The following is a 20,462-nucleotide window of genomic DNA, read 5'->3' as shown; positions in this document are numbered from 1 at the left end:
GATGCTTGGATACATATCCTAAGAAAAGAAATACAAAAGGAATTAGTATGATTACACGTGAATTTGATACCATCGCTGCTATCTCTACTCCACTAGGTGAAGGAGCCATTGGTATTGTCCGCCTGAGTGGAACTGACAGTTTTGCGATTGCGCAAAAGATTTTCAAAGGCAAAGACTTGAGCAAGGTTGCAAGCCACACGCTGAACTATGGTCACATCGTTGACCCTCAAACTGGTAAAGTTATGGATGAGGTTATGGTTGGGGCTATGAAGTCTCCAAAGACCTTTACTCGTGAAGATATTATCGAGATTAACACCCACGGCGGGATTGCGGTAACCAATGAAATTCTCCAACTAGCTATCCGTGAAGGAGCTCGGTTGGCAGAACCTGGTGAATTTACCAAGCGCGCCTTTCTAAACGGTCGTGTGGATTTGACACAGGCTGAGGCGGTGATGGACATCATCCGTGCTAAGACAGACAAGGCCATGAATATCGCAGTCAAACAATTGGACGGTTCTCTTTCTGACCTCATTAATAATACTCGCCAAGAAATCCTCAATACACTTGCCCAAGTTGAGGTCAATATCGACTACCCTGAGTATGACGATGTTGAGGAAGCTACTACCGCTGTTGTCCGTGAGAAGACTATGGAGTTTGAGCAATTGCTAACCAATCTCCTTAGAACAGCTCGTCGTGGTAAAATCCTTCGTGAGGGAATTTCAACTGCCATTATCGGCCGTCCCAATGTTGGGAAATCCAGTCTTCTCAACAATCTCCTTCGTGAAGACAAGGCTATTGTAACAGATATCGCTGGTACGACACGAGATGTTATCGAAGAATACGTCAACATTAACGGGGTTCCTCTCAAATTGATTGATACAGCTGGTATTCGAGAAACAGATGATATCGTGGAACAAATCGGTGTTGAGCGTTCGAGAAAAGCCCTCAAAGAAGCTGACTTGGTACTACTTGTATTAAATGCTAGTGAACCACTAACAGCACAAGACAGACAACTCTTAGAAATCAGCCAGAATACTAATCGCATTATTCTACTCAATAAAACAGACCTACCTGAAGCGATTGAAACTTCAGAACTCCCTGAAGATGTCATCCGTATCTCAGTTCTTAAAAATCAAAACATTGATAAGATTGAAGAGCGTATCAACAACCTCTTCTTTGAAAATGCTGGCTTGGTCGAGCAAGATGCTACTTACCTATCTAATGCCCGTCATATTTCCTTGATTGAAAAAGCAGTTGAAAGCCTACAAGCTGTTAACCAAGGTCTGGAACTGGGGATGCCAGTTGATTTGCTGCAAGTTGACTTGACCCGTACTTGGGAAATTCTCGGTGAAATCACTGGAGATGCCGCACCTGATGAACTCATCACCCAACTCTTTAGCCAATTCTGTTTAGGAAAATAAGAAAAATCCATGATCGTTCTTGCGGTCATGGATTTTATTGTCTTTATTAGTAATCTGGTCTAAGGACGCCTGTTACGGTTTCCTTAGTTGCTTCGTAGTCACCATCTACAACAACCTTGATAATGCGTTTGGCATCTTCTTCTGGTGCTGGAACTAGAGGTAATCGAGTTGGTCCAGCTTCAAATCCCATGTAATTCAAAACGGCCTTGACAGGTGCAGGGCTTGGATAAGAGAAGAGGGCATTGACCTTAGGAATGAATTTACGTTGAATAGCTGCTGCTTTCTTCATATCGCTTTCTGCAATTGCAGTGAACATCTCGTGCATCTCATCCCCGTTTGTATGAGAAGCAACAGAAATAACCCCATCTGCACCAAGATTCATGGCATGGAAGGCATCCCCATCTTCACCTGTATAAATCAAGAACTCTTCTGGCTTGTGCTCAATCAAATAAGCCATATTGGCCAAGCTGGTACATTCTTTAACACCGATGATATTTGGATGCTCAGCCAAACGAAGCATGGTTTCTGGAGTTAATTCGACAACTACACGCCCTGGAATGTTATAGATAATAATTGGTAAGTCAGAAGCATCTGCAATTGCTTTAAAGTGCTGGTACATCCCTTCTTGAGAAGGTTTGTTGTAGTACGGTACGATAGCAAGACCAGCAGCAAAACCACCAAATTCTACTACTTCTTTGACAAACTCAATCGAGTCACGCGTATCATTGGTACCTACACCCGCAATCAAAGGAACACGTCCATTAACAATCTTTTGTACAGCCGCAAAGAGTTCCAACTCCTCATCGTGGGTTAAAGTTGGACTCTCAGCAGTCGTTCCAGCTAGAAGAATTCCATCTGTATGATGGGCCAATAAATGCTCAATCAAGGCTGGAATAGCATCAAAGTTGATGGAACCATCCTCATGGAAAGGGGTAATAAAGGCTGTGATGATTTTACACTCTTTTAAATCTTGATAAGACATGAAAACACCTCTCTATTTCAAAGAAGGAGTTCATCTGAACTCCTAAACGATATGACTATTTTAATTCAAATTTCAACTCAGCTGTTGGACGAACCAATCCACGTTCGTGAAGCGTTTCTGCGATCTGTACTGAGTTCCATGCAGCGCCTTTGAGAAGGTTATCTGAAACAACCCACATATGGATTCCTTTTTCAGCATCCAAGTCTTTACGGATACGACCAACAAAAGTATCACGTGAACCAACAGCGTTGATAGCTTGCGGATAGATTTGATGAGCTACATCATCTTCAAGAACTGCACCTGGGAAGGCTGCGATAGCTGCTTTCACTTCTTCGATTGGGGCCACTTCTTTTGTTTCGATATAAACTGACTCAGAGTGAGCTGACAAGACTGGAATACGAACACATGTTGCAGACACTGCAATGCTATCATCTTCCATGATTTTCTTCGTTTCCTTGGTCATCTTCATCTCTTCGTAAGTGTAATCATTGTCCGTGAAGACATCGATTTGCGGAAGAGCGTTAAAGGCAATAGGATAGTGTTTCTTATCACCACCTGAAGGCAAGATTTCCGCATGCAAATCACGTGGGTTCACACCGTCATTCAAGACTTCACGAAGTTCACGTTGTGTTTCAAGGATCGCTCCCATACCAGCACCAGAGACTGCTTGGTATGTTGAAACGATGATACGGTCCAAGCCCCATTTTTGACGAACAGGCTCAAGAGCCACCATCATTTGGATTGTTGAACAGTTAGGGCAAGCAATAATCCCGTTGTGGGCATCAAGTGCGTGAGCATTGACTTCTGGAACAACCAATGGTACATCTGGATTTTGACGGAAATAAGATGTGTTATCTACTACTACCGCTCCAGCTTGAACTGCGTATGGTGCATACTTAGCTGATGTCGAACCACCTGCTGAGAAGAGTGCAATATCAACACCCTCAAAAGCGGTCTCAGTCGTTTCTTCAATCGTAATATCTTGGTCTTTAAATTTCAAAGTCTTGCCTGCTGAACGTGCAGAAGCAAGGTAACGAATTTTATCGATTGGAAGTGTTGATTCTTCCAACATTTTTATCATCTGAGCTCCGACAGCACCTGTCGCGCCGACTACAGCAACTGTATATCCCATAAATAACCTCTTTCGGAATTTTCTAAAAATTTCTATAATAGAAGTATTATACTACTTTTTCTAAAAATTGAAAAGCATTTTTGGGTTATATTTTCTGAAAACTAAAAATCCCTAGTCATTGACCAGGGACTAAGAGGCATCTTCATGTGATGAGCAGGTTCACACAACTCATCAAGGTCCGCTCCTGCGTTATGACCTCCTTATGCTCAATAGTAGTCCGAAGACTACCTATCGACTCATCGCACCTACCATTCTACTAAAGAAAAGCACTTTTGTCAACAAACAAAACTCTTTGAGTTTATTCTCCTTGTGGCACAAGAAAAACCTTGGTCTCCCAAGGTTATTTCGTTTCTATCATGCTAATTGCCGGGATTGAACCGGCGACCTCATCCTTACCATGGATGCGCTCTGCCAACTGAGCTAAATCAGCCTACCTAAAAAGTATACTATAGTTCTATGCTCTTGTCAAGCGCTCTCTTTTAATTTTATGGAATGAAAAAAGCTAGATTTAGCAAGAATCTAGCTTATAAACTTCTTATTTTGTAAGGTCGATTCGCTGTCCCAGTTTATTGATCAGAATCGCACCTACGATAAGTGATGCAAACTCACCAATTCCAGTAGAGAACCATGTGAAGAAGAACGGAGCTTCCGCAACGATATGAAGTTCAGCTGCAATAGTAATCATTGAAATAGAGAAGAGGATTGAAAAGAAGAAATGGTCTTTTCGAATCAATCCGTTAAAGAGGTAATCTTTGCTGTATTTTGCAAAGAGCCATACACCTAGACTAAGGAAAACTAGGGTAGAACCTCCACCAACAAAGACATCTATTAGTCCAAAACTACTAAATAAATTAGCAATCATACATCCAATTGTCACACCGATGATGTATTTGGGGTTGTAAAATGCCAAGAAATTCAACATTTCTGAAATACGGAACTGATACGCCCCAAAACTAAGAACATTGATTGGTGGCGTAATAGTCAAAATCACATAAATAGCAGCAACAATAGCGATGTCTGCCATGTCGCGAACAGTTAATTTTTTCATGTTTTCTCCTTTAGCGGTTTCCCGCGTAAAATATGCTTGGTGAAAGAAGCTAAGCACCAAGGGTTGAGGTTATCAACCTTACTAGTATAGCACATTAGCCAGTTTTATGCTATACTAAAATCATGAAAAAACTAATAAAAGCTTTCTTTGATAACGAAATACTCTCCTACCTATTTTTTGGTGGTGCTACTACTCTGGTTTCTATTGTATCACGTTTGGTTATTTACCATATCAGCCACCAGGAAATCCTCGCAACTGCCCTCGCTAATATTATCGGGATTCTCTTTGCCTTTCTCACAAATGATACAATTGTCTTTAAACAAGAGAGAAGAAATTGGCCGACTCGCCTGGCTAAGTTTTTCTTAGCTCGTCTCTCTACTCTTGGTCTTGACGTTCTTTTAACTTATATCTTTGTTACATCTTATCCCGATATTATCGGGCAATTTGTCAACGATCAACTAGATCAGGTTAATGCCATCGAAACGCTAATTGCGCAGGTTTTGATTATCATTCTTAACTATATTTTTAGTAAAGTATACGTTTTTTATAAATGAAATGGATGTCATTAAGCATTAAGGTTGCAATATCTAGGTATTTCAGGTACAATTAAGATTAGTTTTTGAAAGGAAATTATGAAAATGTTAAAAGATCTTAAAGAATTTTTGCTTCGTGGCAATGTCGTTGACCTCGCTGTCGGTGTGATCATCGCCTCTGCTTTTGGTGCTATCGTTACTTCACTTGTAAATGACATCATCACTCCACTTATCTTGAACCCAGCTTTGAAAGCGGCGAACGTTGAACGCATCGCTGAACTTTCATGGAATGGCGTTGGATATGGCAGCTTCTTGAGTGCTGTTATCAACTTCTTAGTGATTGGTACTGTTCTTTTCTTCGTTATCAAAGCTGTTGAAAAAGCTCAAAACCTTACTAAGAAAGAAGAGCCAGCTGAGGATACACCTGCTGCTCCAACTGAACTTGAAGTCCTTCAAGAAATCAAAGCTCTTCTTGAGAAAAAATAAGACAAATAAAGGATCTAGCTTCATGCTAAATCCTTTTTTCTTATGTGACTTTCAGTCCGTCTCGCTCCGTTAGGTGCGAGACAAATAAACCACCCGCTATGCGGGTGCGCATCGAAGGTTATACCAAAAAAACTCCAAACGCAATACAATAAAGGTGTTCAAGCCAATTGTAAAGCGAGAGGAGAAAAATATGGCACAAAAGGCACATAGTTTATCACACATAAAGTGGATGTGTAAATATCACATTGTGTTCACCCCTAAGTATAGACGAAAAATCATCTATAATCAATATCGAAGTAGTTTGGGAGAAATATTTCATCGCTTATGTAGTTATAAAGGTGTTGAGATTATCGAAGGTCATTTAATGCCAGACCATGTACATATGTTAGTCAGTATTCCACCGAGGATAAGTGTTTCAAGTTTCATGGGGTATTTAAAAGGTAAAAGTGCACTCATGATGTTTGACAAACACGCCAACCTCAAGTACAAGTTTGAGAATCGGCATTTCTGGTCAGAAGGTTATTATGTGAGCACAGTAGGGCTCAATGAAGCCACAATTAAGAAATATATCCAAGAACAGGAAAAACATGATATAGCACTAGATAAATTAAGTGTAAAAGAGTATGAGGATCCTTTAGGGATAGTGGTAAGTAGTACCAAGGCCTCTTTAAGAGGCAAGTGACGAGTCAAGAGCAATGAGGCTTGAACAACGTGAAAGACAGCGTCTTTAGGCGCTGGCTGGTAATTTGGGCTTATAGCCCTGGTACAAACCACCCGTTAGACGGGTGGTTATGATTTACTCTTTTGGTAACTTCCCAGCTTTTTCGAGCATTTTCTTAATTAAGTAAGGCATCTTCACATTTTCACGACCTTTTTTCTCAATGAGCTTTTTGACAAATTCTGGCATCTGAAGGTCGTCTGTCTCCTCCATAATATCCTTGGTGGTTGCTGAAGGCGCTAATTCGTCAAAGGTTTCTTCTTCTGGGAGAAATTCCTTAAATTCTTTTTGTTCATTGGCTCTTACAGTATCAACTAAAGCATCAATTAAACGAGAATCTGTGTTTGGCATAGGTGGTCGATGATAGGTTATACCTAATTCTCGACATAATTCATAACATTCTACATCGTTATCAAAAAGAACTTCGATATGTTCACTGATAAAGCTAATTGGTACAAAAATATAATGCTCTGGATGTTGCTTTTGTTCTCTCAAATACTCAAGTACATCTGGCTTGATCCAAGGGATTCCAATATCACTCTCGCTCTGCCAAGTATTGGTATACTGGTCGGCTGTTAGACTGAGTTGCTCTGCTATCAACTTGATATTATCAAAAATCTGATCGATATAAGGATCTCCAAAGTCCAAGGCAAAAATGGGGACGCTATGGGCTGAGAAAATCACCTTAAAGGACTCTTCTCTCACATCGTTTCGTAAAATTTTGCTAATCTCATCTGTCCAGAAGTCCAGCAAAGACTGTTGCTGATACCAATCCTTAATGACTAAAAATTGTATTTGCTGGCTCTCCAGAAACTTTTCATACCCCATAACCGAGTAGAAGGAATAATGGGGTTCTAAAATCAAGCAAATACATTCTTCAACACCATCAGCCTCCATCTGCTTGATAACATCAGGGATAAAGGGCCGAGAAAATTTGTTGGCAAAGTAGATGCCATACTCTTCTCCTAAACGTTCCTTGACTAAATTGACCTCCTCACGTGTAATCCTCTGCAGGGGCGTACCACCTATACGAACATAATTGTCATAAAGAGTCTGAATCTCGTGATCCTTGGGCCTGATTCCACGACGAATATTGGTAAAAAAATCCGCCACACTCTCAAAGGTAATCTCTTCTGGCGACCCGAATGTCATCATTAAAATTGCTTTTTTCATTTATATGTCCTTGTGATATTTTTTTCAATTACCATTGTACCATGAAATATATAATAAATAAACGCTTTCATTCATTTTATTTTTATTTACTCCTCTTTGTTTTTCTCTCCATTCTATGATACAATGAAAAAAATGATATTAAAGGAGTTTTTATGACTTATCCCAACCTTTTAGAGCGTTTCTTGACCTACGTTAAGGTTAATACGCGTTCTGATGAACACTCGACTACTACTCCAAGTACGCAAAGCCAGGTAGATTTTGCGACCAATATTCTTATTCCTGAAATGAAACGTGTTGGTCTGCAAAATGTTTACTACCTCCCAAATGGTTTCGCCATTGGTACCTTACCAGCAAACGATCCTAGCCTGACACGCAAGATTGGCTTCATCTCCCACATGGATACAGCTGACTTTAATGCTGAGGGAGTTAATCCGCAAGTTATCGAAAACTATGATGGTGGAGTTATCGACTTAGGTGATTCTGGCTTTAAACTAGATCCAGCTGACTTCAAGAGTCTTGAGAAATATCCAGGCCAAACTCTCATCACAACAGATGGCACGACCTTGCTGGGTGCTGATGACAAGTCAGGGATTGCTGAAATTATGACTGCTATCGAATACCTGACTGCTCATCCCGAAATCAAGCATTGTGAGATTCGTGTTGGTTTTGGACCTGACGAAGAAATCGGTGTTGGTGCCAATAAGTTTGATGCAGAAGACTTTGATGTAGACTTTGCCTATACAGTCGATGGTGGACCACTAGGAGAACTGCAGTACGAGACTTTCTCAGCAGCTGGTGCTGAATTGCATTTTCAAGGTCGCAATGTTCACCCTGGTACTGCCAAAGGGCAGATGGTTAATGCCCTTCAGCTGGCGATTGATTTTCATAATCAACTTCCTGAGAATGACCGACCAGAACTGACAGATGGTTACCAAGGTTTCTATCATCTTATGGATGTGTCAGGTAGTGTCGAGGAGGCGCGTGCAAGCTATATCATTCGTGACTTTGAAAAGGATGCCTTTGAAGTGCGTAAAGCAGCTATGCAAGCCATTGCTGACAAGATGAATCAAGAGCTTGGGAATAATCGCGTGACCTTAACTCTGACAGACCAGTACTACAATATGAAGGAAGTCATTGAGAAAGACATGACGCCCGTTACCATTGCTAAAGCTGTTATGGAAGATTTAGGTATCACGCCAATTATCGAACCAATCCGCGGTGGAACAGATGGATCTAAGATTTCCTTTATGGGTATCCCAACTCCAAATATCTTTGCAGGTGGTGAAAACATGCATGGACGTTTTGAATACGTCAGCCTTCAGACTATGGAGTGTGCGGTGGATACCATCATTGGCATTGTATCTTATAAAGACTAAAAAAGACGAGGTAGCTCAGCTACTTCGCCTTTCTTTTTATTCATTTGGTTGAGTACTTGGCTCAGACTCACTTTGCGCTTGCTTTTCTGTTGGTTGAGAAGCAACTGTTTCACTGTCTTTCTCAGACTTAGATTGGCTATCAGTTTCACTTGCTTTTGAACGGAGTTCCTGGTTCAAGCTAATGATTTCTTTAGCTAGAGTGAGGAGACCTTCTTTATCACTGCTTTTGGCTGCAAGTTGATCAAATAGGCCATCAACACGTTCAAAGTCTGCATCGGATCCTTTGTTATCCTCTAAGTACTTGTGAAGAGAGAGCAAGACATTATAGAGTTTTTGGTAGATAATTACCGTTTGTGGATCTTGTTCTGCTTCTTTTTTCTCTCGTTGGATAGTCGCTGCAATACGATTTAAAAGATCCTCAAGTTGTGTTTTAGCTTCGTCAAGGTCTGCATTTTCCTTTTCAGTAGCCGCTTTGATATTAGCTGCTTCTTCAGCTAGAGATTGTTTGACACCATCTTCTTTGACACGCGCTAGGAGTTGGGCAGCTTTTGTTAGAAGAGCATTCACTTCTTCCTTTTTAACATGGCTAACCCGCTCTTCTGGCATAAAATCACCATAGAGTTCTTTTAGGAATTCATAGATGGCTGTCTTAGCGGTTTGACTATCCACTTTTTCTGTATCCAGAATGGTTTTACCAGCTTTTGTAGATACGGGTTCTTCTTTGAGAGCTTCTTCTACTTCTAGCTTAGTTTGGTAAATAGTTGGGAATAGCTTGTTCAAGTCGGTTGCTTTGAGGAAAGATTGTGACTGGTAAAGTTCCCAAGTCAACTTGGCAACACGGTTCCGAAGTTCTTCTCTCAAACGACCATCAGACACATGTTCGTAGAAGTACTTGATGTACTCTACTGTTGTAACCCCGGTCCGATCTTGGAAATCTTGCAAGGCCTGCAGTTTCGCTTCAATGGCAGCCAACTCTGTCTCATCCTGTGCTAGTTTTGCTTCCTGCAAATGTACCAAAAGATCTTTCTTAGGCAAGCCATAAGTGTCCGTGTCCAAAGTATTAATCTTATCTACTAGGGCTTGGTACTTCTTATCCAAAGGTGAAGTTTCAACTGGTGCCACACTTTGATCCACATGGATGTATTGCTTGTCAAAGAGATCCAAGGCTGCTAGATATCCACCAGTTGAGTTTGTTGCCAGTTTTTTCATATTTTCGGTGAATTGCCCCAAAGCAAGTTCAACACGTCTCTGCATGATTGGCTGGTCTTTGTAGAGACTTCTGCTATCTGCTAAAAGTTGATCCACCTTAGATAGAACTGTTTGTTCATCAAATGCTCCAGGTTGATAGGTCGATTGTAGGGCCGGAATCTTATTTTTCAAAGCTACTTCATAGCCCTTAGTTTGAACCTTGATGTAGTGATTGTGGTCTCCGTGAGGAATCACAAAACTACCACTTTCTACCTGTAAACTATAAGGAGATACCCCATCACGTAGGGCAGTCGTATACAGTTCATTTAGGAAATCCAGTTCTGGATTCCCAGTTTGGAGAGGAATACGAACATGTTCTTTTCGAACGGCATAGGGATGGATATGGGTTGGATCATAAGCTTGATCCGGATTTCCAAAGACAAAGAATCCATTTGAAATGCGAATTGCTTCGAGCGGTACTCCGTAGGTCTGTGAGATATACTTGATTTTTTCTTCATCGCTCGCATCTCTCGAGAAACTTTCCACAGTCTTTGCAAGTGGTTGAACGTGCTGAGACTGATGATTTTCTTTCAAGCGGGATTGGGCAGCTTTGATTTGGGCTGCAGTCAAGTCCTTCTTAAAGAAATAATGAGCGTGATCTCCATGTGAAACTACAAAACCTTGCTCATCTTCACTAATAACACGATCAGCTGCAAAACCATGATCATGTTCTTCACCATGGTGGTGTTCATGTTCCTCTCCATCATGGTCATGATCTTCATGGTTGGTGTCCTGACTTCCATAGTCACCGTCTTGGTCATGATGATCTTGTTGAGCTGGATGCTCTGCTGGTTTGCTTGGATTTTCCAAAGGTGTTGGCTGCCCACTGTCGCTAGATAAAGGAATCATACGTGCAATCTTTTCTTCCAATGCAGAAAGCTTTGTATATGGGATGAAATGATAGTGATTTCCGTGAGGAATCGCCACACCACTCGGCGTTCTACTTGAAATCTTAGCAGGGTCAAAAATCAAGCCATCTGATTCAGCATAACGTTGAGTACGTGGAAGAGCATAGAGTTGTTGCAATAGACTCTGAAGACTCTCTTCTTGACTCAGGTTGGTCGTTTGACTAGTTGCGTTTGGAGTCGGACGATAGTCAGTTACACTTGGCTGATTTCTAGTTCCAGAGAGGTAGGCTTGGGCAGCAGCCAATTCGCTAGCAGACAAGGAACTCTTAGGAATGTAGTGATAATGTCCAACATGAGGGACAATATAAGCATCTCCAGTATCCTCTATAATATCAGACGGATTAAAGATGTAGCCATCATCTGTAGTATAACGACCTTGAGATTGAGCAAGCGCCACTGCACTGTTAGAAGTTGGTGCATCATGAGTATGACCTTGTTTTTGGCGCTCAATTTCGTCCTTCGTACGAACATTATCAGCATGAGCCGCATCTTTAAGGTAGACATAATACTTGCCATCCACCTTGATAATGTAGCCACCTTTGATTTCGTTGACAATATCAGCATCTTTCAGTTGATAATTGGCATCTTTCATCAACAGTTCTTCGCTGAAAATCGCGTCAAAAGGAACTTTACCATTGTAATAATGGAAGTGATCACCGTGCGAAGTCACATAACCTTGATCGGTGATTTTCACGACAATTTGTTCAGCCTGAATGTCTTCTTTTTTGCTAACTTGGTCTGGTGTCTGGGTCTCTGTTTTTTGAGTGTCTTGCTTCCCATCGACATAAGACACACGGTTATTATCTTTGTTTCCTTTCACCTGGTGTTGGTTCAATGCATAGATGCAAAGACTTAGGGAAAGGACAAGAGCCGATCCTGCTGCAAGGTATTTCTTCTTCATTTTCATCATCTCCTCATTTTAATTCTTCTGCAAGAACATTCATATTTTCTTCTAGATTTTCTAAGTAGGTTTTGTCATTTTCGGGATCTGCTTCCAAAGGATTGAGTGTCTTTAGACTAACTCCCGTTGATTTGACCAAGGTCTCAGCGACTTTAGAAGAAGCATTGCTCTCAGTAAAGATGGTTTTAACCTTATAGGTCTTAACGAATTCCTGAATTTCTGTTAGTTGTCTCGGACTTGGTTCTTGTTCAGGGGAAATCCCTGCTATACCAAGTTGTTTCAATCCAAAGCGTTTAGCGAGATAAGAAAAGGCTGTGTGTTGTGTAACAAAAGTCTTTTGACTCGCTTTTTCAAAAATAGGCTGGTACTTCTTAGTCAATTCTTGGGCTTTAGCGATAAAGTTTTTGGCATTCTTTTGATACGCTTCCTTATTGGCACTGTCAATCTCCGAAAGTTTGTCAGCGATAATCTGTGCCTCTTCACCTGCTTTTTCTGGATCTAACCAAGTGTGAGGGTCGTAGAGTGTTTTTTCATCAATACCGTCACCAGCTTCAACATCTTCCAAACCTGGTACACGCTCCAACGTCATTCCTTCAGAAGCTTCTAAAACTTTAACTTTTGAATTTTTCAAGTTAGGATCTAGACTTCCAGCCCAAGATTCGAGCGTATGAGAATGGTAGACAAAGACATCCGCATCATAAATGGCAGCAATGTCATTTGCTGACGGTTCAAAGGAGTGAATCCCACTACTTGACTGAATCATCCGTACATCATTCAAGTCCCCCGATACCTCTTTGACCATGGCATAGATTGGATAAAAACTTGTTACAATCTTCATCCCTTTTGATTCTTGTTTTTCTTTTTGGCTACATGCTCCTAAAACAAGAACCAACAGACTTGCCATTAATAATAGGAATGTTCTTTTTTTCATCATTACTCCTTAACTAGTATTTAACCATTTAATTAACTAGTAAATAGTTTATCTTTATTTACACTATATGTCAAGATATTTTGCATATTTTCATGAAAAAAATGAGAACTAGAATTTACATTCTGTTCTCATTTTCGATTTTAACTTTTCTAGTTCTCCTATCCTGTTTTTAGGAGCTAGAAAATGCTACTACCTTTACTTACTCTCCTTTAATAAAGCCAACAACTTTTCAGCTTCAGCCATAATGGTATTGTTATCCTGAGCACCAAATAGCAGGTTATTTTTTAAGCCAGTGAGAGTTTCTTTGGCATTGGACTTGATAATGGGGTCTTGGATCTTTGCAAGTAGCTCTTCAGCCTCTCTCAACTTCGCTTCAACCTTTTCAGTCTCGACCTGAGGTTCTTCTGGTTCCTCTGGTGATTCTTCCTCCGGCTTCTCAGTTGGTTTTGGAGATTCTGGTTTCTCACTTTGAGGCTTCTCTTCGCGAGGTTTTTCTTCCTCAGGTTTGTCTGTCCGAGGTTTCTCCTCTGATGGTTTTTCCGTTTGATTGGTATCAGCTTGACCGTTTTGGTTTCTTTGAACATGGTCACTTGCATTTCCCCAACCACTATCTGAATGCGGACGTTCGTTTGGATGTTCGACATAGTACTTGACAGTCGCAAAGAGATCTTCTAGACTATAACCCTTAGGTGCCTCATAAAGTCCTTCGTCAAACCACTCAAATTTGATGTTATGGTAATGGTCATAATGAGGTATGATTAAACTACCGTTTTTGACTTCCACAGTATGTTGGAGATTATAAGGCATACGATCAAGGGGCACCTTCTTAGCTGCTTTCACGCGGTTGTAGATAGCTTCTGCTCCTTTAGCTTCAGTATTTCCTGGATTCTGATGGTCTGTTGAAGGAGGAGTCAAACCTTTCTCTTTAGCATAAACCTGGGCTGCCGCTCTTTCGGCTTCAGACAAACTATCTTTCTTAATCCAATGACTATGGGTCATATGCGGAGTTACATAGGCATCCCCCTCATCACTGGTGATATCACGAGGATCAAAGATATAGCCATCTTCTGTTGTATACTTGCCTGCCAACTTGGCTACCTGAATCTCATCATCAGTGTAGGCAATTTGCGCATTTGGTTTTCCTAAACGTTCTGGATGACGAATCGGTGCTAGGAAGGCCAGGATATCATCCACCAACTTGATTTTATCACTTGAGGCATTATTGAGACGTTCCAACAGTTTATCCAAAGTGTCAAAATCAGCTTGGCGCCCTTTATTATCAAGTAAGTCTTGATGAACTCTTGCTAGTAAATCATAAGCCTTATTGTAAAATCCTTGATCACCAGATGGGAGGTTGGTTTTCTTAGCTCCGAGTTTATGAGACAAACTTTCTTGCTTGTCTAGTTTACTATCAATGGCTGCAGCAGTTTCTGCTGAAAGTTCCTTGGCAGGAATATAACGAGAGATTCCATTCTCCTCAAATACATAGCCATTGGCTACTTTTCGAATCGCCTGTTTAATCAATTTTTCATCAATTGGATTGCTTGGAGTTGGTGCAGGTTGCGGGCTTGGACTAGGTTCCGGAGTCGGTTGTGGACTTGGTTGTTCTGGCCTTGAATCCGGCACCCTATGGTTCGAACTGTACTGTAGAGGAATAATACGAGCGATTCGTTCTTCCGATTCAGACATTTGAGAGTAAGGGATGAAGTGGTAATGATCGCCATGAGGTACAGCTACACCTCTAGCTGTTCGACTTGTAATTTGTGCTGGATCAAAAACAAGGCCATCAGATTCGACATGTCGTTGGCTGAGTGGCAAGGCATAAAGTTGTTTCAGAAGGCTATCAATATCCTCATCACTTTGACTTGCTTGGCTATCGTCGCTACTGTTGTTAGCTGTGTTCGTGTTCGTATAGCCACTGCCGTGATTATTATAGGATGGGGTCCATCTATCTACATCGCTGCTGGTACTGTTGTTGTTGGTACGGCGATAAGTAGCAGTGTTTGATTGACCACTTCTACCAGATAGAAAGGCTTCTGCGGCAGCCAATTCGCTGGCTGATAACTCACTCTTAGGAATGTAATGGTAATGGTTGCCATGAGGAACGATATAAGCATCGCCAGTATCTTCAATGATATCAGAGGCATTAAAGATATAACCATCATCTGTGGTGTAGCGTCCCTGTGAACGTGCCAAGGCTACCGCACCATCGTTTGCTGAAGTTCCTCCTTCACGATGCTGACTATGCTCTTGTTTTTGCCGATTGATTTCTTCTTTTGTACGGACATTATCCGCATGGGCTGCATCCTTAAGGTAAACATAGTATTTTTCGTCCACCTTGATTACATAACCACCCTTGATTTCACTGACAATATCTTCGTCCTTGAGCTGGTAGTTTGGATCCTTCATCAGCAACTCTTCACTGATGATAGCATCATAAGGGACCTTCCCATTGTAATAATGATAGTGGTCTCCATGTGAAGTGACATAACCTTGATCAGTTATCTTGATGACGATTTGTTCGGCATTGATGCCTTCTTTTTTACTAACCTCATCAGGAGTTAGATTCTCCGTTTTTTGCGCTGCTTGTTTTCCATCAACGTAAGACACACGATTATTTTCCTTGACTATTCTAGCTTGATACAATCCCAACTCATAAGAACAAACACTTAAAATCAAGGCTGCCGCAGAACCTGCTAGATATTTTTTATTAATTTTCATCGAAACTCTCTTTCTTTTTGATATTTCTAGTTGCAATTCATTCCTAAATTGCAGAAACTCCTCTCTAGTGCTTAACTGGTTAATAGTTTACTCCTAAATTTGCAGCTTGTCAAGAATTTTATGAACCAGTTAAGTATTTTTTATTCTGCACCACTACTTTTTCTTTAAAAGGGGTCATATAATCCGTTTTCCTGAAACTTCTTTTAGAAATATCAAAAAAATCCCTACAACACAGTTGCAAGGACTTTTCGATTAATCAAAATTAACGTATTCTTTTTGAAGTTCAAGAACTTCTTCCATTGTTGAGCATTCTGTAAGGGCACGGTTTGCGTACTCTTCCATCTTAGCTGTGTCGAGTTTTTTCATCAGGCTACGTGTACGAAGGACAGATGTTGCTGACATAGAGAACTCATCCAAGCCCATTCCTACAAGAAGTGGAACAGCTTTTTGGTCACCAGCCATCTCACCACACATACCAGCCCATTTACCTTCAGCGTGAGCTGCTTTGATAACGTTGTTAATCAAACGAAGGATTGATGGGTTGTATGGTTGGTAAAGGTATGAAACTTGTTCGTTCATACGGTCTGCTGCCATTGTGTATTGGATCAAGTCGTTTGTACCAATTGAGAAGAAGTCAACTTCTTTAGCAAATTGGTCTGCAAGCATTGCTGCTGCTGGGATTTCGATCATGATACCAACTTGGATATTATCCGCAACTGCAACTCCTTCAGCAAGAAGGTTTGCTTTTTCTTCATCAAAGACTGCTTTCGCTGCACGGAATTCTTTCAAGAGCGCAACCATCGGGAACATGATACGCAATTGACCGTGTACAGACGCACGAAGAAGAGCACGGATTTGAGTGCGGAACATAGCATCTCCAGTTTCAGAAATAGAGATACGAAGGGCACGGAATCCAAGGAATGGGTTCATTTCATGAGGCATATCGAAGTAAGGAAGTTCCTTATCTCCACCGATATCCATTGTACGAACGACAACAGGTTTATCGTTCATTCCTTCAAGTACAGCCTTGTAAGCTTCATACTGCTCGTCTTCTGTTGGGAAGTCTTGAGAATCCATGTACAAGAACTCTGTACGATAAAGACCAACAGCTTCGGCACCGTTGGCATTGACACCTTCAACGTCTTTTGGAGTACCGATATTAGCAGCCAATTCAAAGTGTTTACCGTCAGCAGTTACTGTTTTAGCGTCTTTCAAGAGTGCCCATTCAGCTTTTTGCTTCGCATAAGCTTCACCAGCTGCCTTGAATTCTGCTGCTTGCTCATCAGTTGGGTTGATAATAACCTCACCAGTGATACCGTTAACGGCAAGGATGTCACCATCTTTAACGATTTCAGTGATGTTGTTTGTACCCAATACAGCAGCAATTTCAAGTGTACGTGCCATGATAGCTGAGTGGCTTGTACGTCCACCGATGTTGGTTACAAAAGCTTTAACAAAGTTTTTGTCCAATTGAGCTGTATCAGAAGGAGTCAAGTCGTGCGCAATCACGATCACTTCTTCATTGATAGAAGCTGGGTTTGGCAATTTTTTACCAAGGAGGTTTGCCAATACACGTTTTGTCACGTCGCGGATATCCGCTGCACGTTCTTGCATGTATGGGTTGTCTTCCATGCCCTCAAAGATAGTGATAAACATGTCTGTTACTTCTTTCAGACCTGCTTCTGCATTCACTTTCTTCGCACGGATTGTTTCCTTGATTTGGCTAATCATTTCTGGGTCAGCAAGAACCATTAAGTGAGCGTCAAAAACTTGAGCTGCTTCTTCACCGAGCGTACCTACTGCTTTCTCACGGATAACAGAAAGCTCGTCTTGTGATGCTTTTAGAGCGACATCAAGGCGAGCTTCTTCTGCGTTTGTATCTTCGACTGTAACAGTCTCAAATGACAAATCCGGTTGAACGAGTAGATATGCTTTTGCAACTGCAACACCATCAGATGCTGCGATTCCTTTAAGCATTTCTGTCATTTTCCTTATGCCAATCCTTCTTTTTCCATAGTTTCAGTGATAGCAGCGATTGCGTCGTCAGCATCTGCACCTTCAGCTGAAATTGTAACGTCAGCACCTTGGCCAACACCAAGACTCATAACACCCATGATAGATTTAAGGTTTACTGATTTACCTTTGTACTCAAGAGTGATATCTGAAGCAAATTTGCTAGCTGTTTGAACCAACAATGTTGCTGGACGTGCGTGAATACCTGTTTCTGCCACTACGTGGAAATCTTTAGAAGCCATAGTTTGACTCTCCTTTAAGTGTTTTCTTTTTGAGTTATATGTGATAACCCTTACAAGATTGTATTATATCATCTTCAAGATAATTTTTCAAGTATTTTATGGACTTTTACTGAAAATGAAATTACTTCTTTTTCTATTATAATGAGCACTCTAGCAATTAAATAGCATATCTAAACACTAATTGTTCAAAAATGTTATCATCAAAATTCAATTTTCAAAGCTATTTTCTCTTAATATCAATCAGAAGACAATCCTAGTAAATAATGAAAAAATAATACTATTTAGTTATAATTAATATAACTCAGCCAACCTATTATTTGAAAAGGCTTCATCAAATACTGAAATTCTAAAACCTACTCTTACCATCAACAGTAGAGAATTTATTCAATTTGCTACTTAAAGTAAAATAGGCTTGTAGCACCTAACAGTAAAAATGTAGATATATCTAAGTAGTATAAGTAGAACTAAAACTTTGATTGATTCCATTCAAATAAAGTATCCAACCAATCAAAAACGACATTATGGGCGAGTCTTAAATTATTGACTTGGCAATGAGCGTCCGCACCACTTTCCGCCTCAAATACTTGAAGTTTAGTTTGTTGATTTTTAGATTTAAGTGATTCATAAATTACCTTAGTTTGATGCTGCAGTTCAGCACCCTCACCCTTTCCCATGATAAACAGGCATGGGCATTGAATTTTTTTATAATCTACATTCTTTGCATAGTTAAATACATCATCAATAGCACTCTTAAAATCAGAAGTACCAAACTGCCATGCATACTTTTTAAGATTCAAATTTGCTGATTCATTCAAATTTCCAGCTAATTTTAAAATGGCATTTATTAACCAACTAGGTGCTTTCAAACTTGATCCGAATTCTTTTCTGAAGAGCTCTGCAACGTCGTAAATAGGGGTACTAGCAATCCAAGCATGAATTCTTGGATCCTTTTCGACAGCTTGTGCGGTAAAATATCCCCCTCCGCTGACACCATAAATGGCTAAATAATTTAGTTTAGGATTTCTATTTTCCAACCAGTCTATGCATAATGAAATTGGAATAGAGGCATCCACACCAAAGATTAGCCCTCTACTAGGATTGCTCCCTTGACCAGGAAGGTCAACCATTAAAACATTATAATTTCGTATCCATCCAGGATATCCTGCAAAATAAAATAAATCTTCGCGATAAGTATCACCTCCACCGATCATAATCAGCGTTGGGCAATTATCACCGCTATGAAGATAATAACCAGGCAAGTAGGAATCCTGATAAGCAATAGTTAGTTTTTCAATCGGTGTACCTAGTGAATGAATTGCACTAGAGAACGCCTTCTCCATTTGACAAACGATAGGTAAGTATTCGGCAGAAAATGGATCAGTAAACTGGATTGCCGATCGAAGTGAGTAGGTCTGTGCGAGATAATACTGCGCCTTTGTTTGTTCACTCAAACCTAAATTACTAACCTTTTGTTCAAGATAGTTCACATGTGATAAAAACTCATTTTTCCAGTCATCAGGTTTTGGTGAATTACCTAACTTTTGAGCAAGATAATACAGCTCTCCATGAGAGAAGCCAAAAACTTCACCGATTCCTAGCAACCAATTAAAGAAAAAATCCGTATCCCCATTCTTAAAAAATACACGAGTAGATTGCCGTTTTAAAATAACCTCGTTTTCTTTCACCACGCACCTCCTGATTTGCATTCTTTCATTTATTAATCTATTAATCCTATTTCCCTAACAACATTATACTATATATTTCCACAGTAAGTATAAGTTTCTAAAGTGAATAACTCTATTCTAATAGTTTTTGCATATTCAACATTTATCTAACTCATCTACTGTCTTTTATATTTTTTAAATAGTCTATATACCTAAATATCGTAATCGCTATAAACTCTTTTCATAGCTTCATTTTTAAATTTATTCCTATCTATAAGTTCTATGGTCACTACTAGTATACCACATAAAGCGAATACTTCCCAAAAATTACAGTTATATACTCTCTATCAAGAATACGAAATTCATAATCTATTTGGATGAATGCAGTATAATCTAACATCTTCATTTTAGTTATCTTTTAAATATTTTAATACAAAATATAGGGACATCTTGTGCAGAGACTTTCTTTTTTTCATTAATATTACAGTTTCAGTTTTGTTAAAGCATTGTCTCCGCTAAACTTATTCATGCTCTTACGATTTTTGCCATTTTCAACTTCTTTCAAAAACCACTATATCTTGTATTTTAATTTTAAAACTGTAACTTTTAGGCACAAGATTTAGTTTAAAAAGTTTGACAAAGTTTTTTTTTCTGATATACTAAGAAAGTAATCAAATTTTATGAGGAGTTACGAAATGGTAACGGTTTATTCTAAAAATAATTGTGTACAATGTAAAATGACCAAACGTTTCTTGGATAGCAACAATGTCGCTTATCGTGAGATCAATCTCGACGAGCAACCAGAGTATATCGACCAAGTTAAAGAGCTTGGTTTCAGCGCTGCTCCTGTTATCCAAACACCAACTGAAGTCTTTTCAGGTTTCCAACCAGGAAAACTGAAACAATTAGCATAATCTTAGTACATCATCCAGAAGAAATTGCTTCTAGGGCTAACTTAGAGGCCT

General features: G+C 40.0%; 15 protein-coding genes, 1 tRNA gene, 1 pseudogene and 1 riboswitch. Of the genes and pseudogenes, 6 read left to right on the top strand and 11 right to left on the bottom strand.

Annotated features, from left to right (window positions below):
• Positions 1-47: 47 nt before the first annotated feature.
• Complete coding sequence (gene mnmE / locus GOM48_RS04675) at positions 48-1,421, top strand: tRNA uridine-5-carboxymethylaminomethyl(34) synthesis GTPase MnmE (RefSeq protein ID WP_235098628.1); 1,374 nt, start codon at positions 48-50, stop codon at positions 1,419-1,421.
• 46 nt (positions 1,422-1,467) lie between these two features.
• Here the strand turns inward: mnmE and dapA are convergent, their stop codons facing one another.
• The 4 genes from dapA to GOM48_RS04655 all read right to left on the bottom strand — a co-directional run bounded on the left by dapA (position 1,468) and on the right by GOM48_RS04655 (position 4,583).
• Positions 1,468-2,403: a 4-hydroxy-tetrahydrodipicolinate synthase gene (gene dapA, locus GOM48_RS04670; RefSeq protein WP_235098626.1), complete on the bottom strand. Its 936-nt coding sequence runs from the start codon at positions 2,401-2,403 to the stop codon at positions 1,468-1,470.
• Between the two features lie 55 nt (positions 2,404-2,458).
• Positions 2,459-3,535 (bottom strand): aspartate-semialdehyde dehydrogenase, encoded by a 1,077-nt coding sequence (locus GOM48_RS04665; RefSeq protein ID WP_000542494.1) that lies wholly within the window; start codon positions 3,533-3,535, stop codon positions 2,459-2,461.
• A gap of 357 nt (positions 3,536-3,892) precedes the next feature.
• A tRNA-Thr gene (locus GOM48_RS04660) sits at positions 3,893-3,965 on the bottom strand.
• 105 nt (positions 3,966-4,070) lie between these two features.
• Positions 4,071-4,583, bottom strand: coding sequence for a QueT transporter family protein (locus GOM48_RS04655; RefSeq protein WP_235098624.1), 513 nt, complete (start codon positions 4,581-4,583; stop codon positions 4,071-4,073).
• Positions 4,581-4,677, bottom strand: a riboswitch (PreQ1 riboswitch). (Overlaps the previous gene by 3 nt.)
• A 28-nt stretch (positions 4,678-4,705) precedes the next feature.
• On the opposite strand from GOM48_RS04655, the gene GOM48_RS04650 reads away from it, so the two are divergent.
• From GOM48_RS04650 to tnpA, 3 genes and pseudogenes are all read left to right on the top strand, one after another.
• A complete protein-coding gene (locus tag GOM48_RS04650; protein WP_235098622.1) occupies positions 4,706-5,137 on the top strand; it encodes a GtrA family protein in 432 nt (143 codons plus the stop codon).
• A gap of 84 nt (positions 5,138-5,221) precedes the next feature.
• Positions 5,222-5,602: a large conductance mechanosensitive channel protein MscL gene (gene mscL / locus GOM48_RS04645; protein WP_000910209.1), complete on the top strand. Its 381-nt coding sequence runs from the start codon at positions 5,222-5,224 to the stop codon at positions 5,600-5,602.
• A 190-nt stretch (positions 5,603-5,792) separates the two neighbouring features.
• A pseudogene (gene tnpA, locus GOM48_RS04640) lies at positions 5,793-6,256 on the top strand (IS200/IS605 family transposase).
• Between the two features lie 142 nt (positions 6,257-6,398).
• Here the strand turns inward: tnpA and hemH are convergent.
• Positions 6,399-7,493 (bottom strand): ferrochelatase, encoded by a 1,095-nt coding sequence (gene hemH / locus GOM48_RS04635; protein WP_235098618.1) that lies wholly within the window; start codon positions 7,491-7,493, stop codon positions 6,399-6,401.
• Between the two features lie 152 nt (positions 7,494-7,645).
• On the opposite strand from hemH, the gene pepT reads away from it, so the two are divergent.
• Positions 7,646-8,869 carry a peptidase T gene (pepT, locus tag GOM48_RS04630; RefSeq protein ID WP_084948635.1) on the top strand — a complete coding sequence of 408 codons (1,224 nt, stop codon included), beginning with the start codon at positions 7,646-7,648 and terminating at the stop codon, positions 8,867-8,869.
• 36 nt (positions 8,870-8,905) lie between these two features.
• Here pepT and GOM48_RS04625 read toward each other — a convergent pair whose 3' ends face one another.
• From GOM48_RS04625 to GOM48_RS04600, 6 genes are all read right to left on the bottom strand, one after another.
• Entirely contained in the window at positions 8,906-11,926 is a 3,021-nt protein-coding gene (locus GOM48_RS04625; RefSeq protein ID WP_321159614.1) for a pneumococcal-type histidine triad protein, read from the bottom strand.
• Positions 11,927-11,939: 13 nt separating this feature from the next.
• Complete coding sequence (locus GOM48_RS04620) at positions 11,940-12,857, bottom strand: metal ABC transporter substrate-binding protein (protein WP_235098616.1); 918 nt, start codon at positions 12,855-12,857, stop codon at positions 11,940-11,942.
• A 195-nt stretch (positions 12,858-13,052) separates the two neighbouring features.
• Positions 13,053-15,578, bottom strand: coding sequence for a pneumococcal-type histidine triad protein (locus GOM48_RS04615; protein ID WP_235098614.1), 2,526 nt, complete (start codon positions 15,576-15,578; stop codon positions 13,053-13,055).
• 252 nt (positions 15,579-15,830) lie between these two features.
• Positions 15,831-17,564: a phosphoenolpyruvate--protein phosphotransferase gene (gene ptsP, locus GOM48_RS04610; RefSeq protein ID WP_235098612.1), complete on the bottom strand. Its 1,734-nt coding sequence runs from the start codon at positions 17,562-17,564 to the stop codon at positions 15,831-15,833.
• A gap of 5 nt (positions 17,565-17,569) precedes the next feature.
• Positions 17,570-17,833 (bottom strand): phosphocarrier protein HPr, encoded by a 264-nt coding sequence (locus tag GOM48_RS04605; protein ID WP_000146948.1) that lies wholly within the window; start codon positions 17,831-17,833, stop codon positions 17,570-17,572.
• A gap of 464 nt (positions 17,834-18,297) precedes the next feature.
• Positions 18,298-19,518 carry an alpha/beta hydrolase family protein gene (locus GOM48_RS04600; protein ID WP_000662008.1) on the bottom strand — a complete coding sequence of 407 codons (1,221 nt, stop codon included), beginning with the start codon at positions 19,516-19,518 and terminating at the stop codon, positions 18,298-18,300.
• A gap of 674 nt (positions 19,519-20,192) precedes the next feature.
• Here GOM48_RS04600 and nrdH point away from each other — a divergent pair.
• On the top strand, positions 20,193-20,411 hold the full coding sequence (nrdH, locus tag GOM48_RS04595; RefSeq protein WP_000259240.1) for a glutaredoxin-like protein NrdH: 219 nt from the start codon (positions 20,193-20,195) through the stop codon (positions 20,409-20,411).
• Positions 20,412-20,462: the final 51 nt, after the last annotated feature.

Origin of the sequence: Streptococcus oralis (genome assembly GCF_021497885.1) — a bacterium.
GTDB classification, from domain to species: Bacteria; Bacillota; Bacilli; order Lactobacillales; family Streptococcaceae; genus Streptococcus; species Streptococcus oralis_BQ.
Note: the sequence above shows the minus strand (reverse complement) of the source record. Positions and strands in the feature narration are given on the sequence as shown.

What these genes read in the sequence shown, in the direction of transcription:
- mnmE (WP_235098628.1), top strand. Translation starts at nt 48, where the DNA reads ATGATTACACGTGAATTTGATACCATCGCTGCTATCTCTACTCCACTA.
- dapA (WP_235098626.1), bottom strand. Translation starts at nt 2,403, where the DNA reads ATGTCTTATCAAGATTTAAAAGAGTGTAAAATCATCACAGCCTTTATT.
- GOM48_RS04665 (WP_000542494.1), bottom strand. Translation starts at nt 3,535, where the DNA reads ATGGGATATACAGTTGCTGTAGTCGGCGCGACAGGTGCTGTCGGAGCT.
- GOM48_RS04655 (WP_235098624.1), bottom strand. Translation starts at nt 4,583, where the DNA reads ATGAAAAAATTAACTGTTCGCGACATGGCAGACATCGCTATTGTTGCT.
- GOM48_RS04650 (WP_235098622.1), top strand. Translation starts at nt 4,706, where the DNA reads ATGAAAAAACTAATAAAAGCTTTCTTTGATAACGAAATACTCTCCTAC.
- mscL (WP_000910209.1), top strand. Translation starts at nt 5,222, where the DNA reads ATGTTAAAAGATCTTAAAGAATTTTTGCTTCGTGGCAATGTCGTTGAC.
- hemH (WP_235098618.1), bottom strand. Translation starts at nt 7,493, where the DNA reads ATGAAAAAAGCAATTTTAATGATGACATTCGGGTCGCCAGAAGAGATT.
- pepT (WP_084948635.1), top strand. Translation starts at nt 7,646, where the DNA reads ATGACTTATCCCAACCTTTTAGAGCGTTTCTTGACCTACGTTAAGGTT.
- GOM48_RS04625 (WP_321159614.1), bottom strand. Translation starts at nt 11,926, where the DNA reads ATGAAGAAGAAATACCTTGCAGCAGGATCGGCTCTTGTCCTTTCCCTA.
- GOM48_RS04620 (WP_235098616.1), bottom strand. Translation starts at nt 12,857, where the DNA reads ATGAAAAAAAGAACATTCCTATTATTAATGGCAAGTCTGTTGGTTCTT.
- GOM48_RS04615 (WP_235098614.1), bottom strand. Translation starts at nt 15,578, where the DNA reads ATGAAAATTAATAAAAAATATCTAGCAGGTTCTGCGGCAGCCTTGATT.
- ptsP (WP_235098612.1), bottom strand. Translation starts at nt 17,564, where the DNA reads ATGACAGAAATGCTTAAAGGAATCGCAGCATCTGATGGTGTTGCAGTT.
- GOM48_RS04605 (WP_000146948.1), bottom strand. Translation starts at nt 17,833, where the DNA reads ATGGCTTCTAAAGATTTCCACGTAGTGGCAGAAACAGGTATTCACGCA.
- nrdH (WP_000259240.1), top strand. Translation starts at nt 20,193, where the DNA reads ATGGTAACGGTTTATTCTAAAAATAATTGTGTACAATGTAAAATGACC.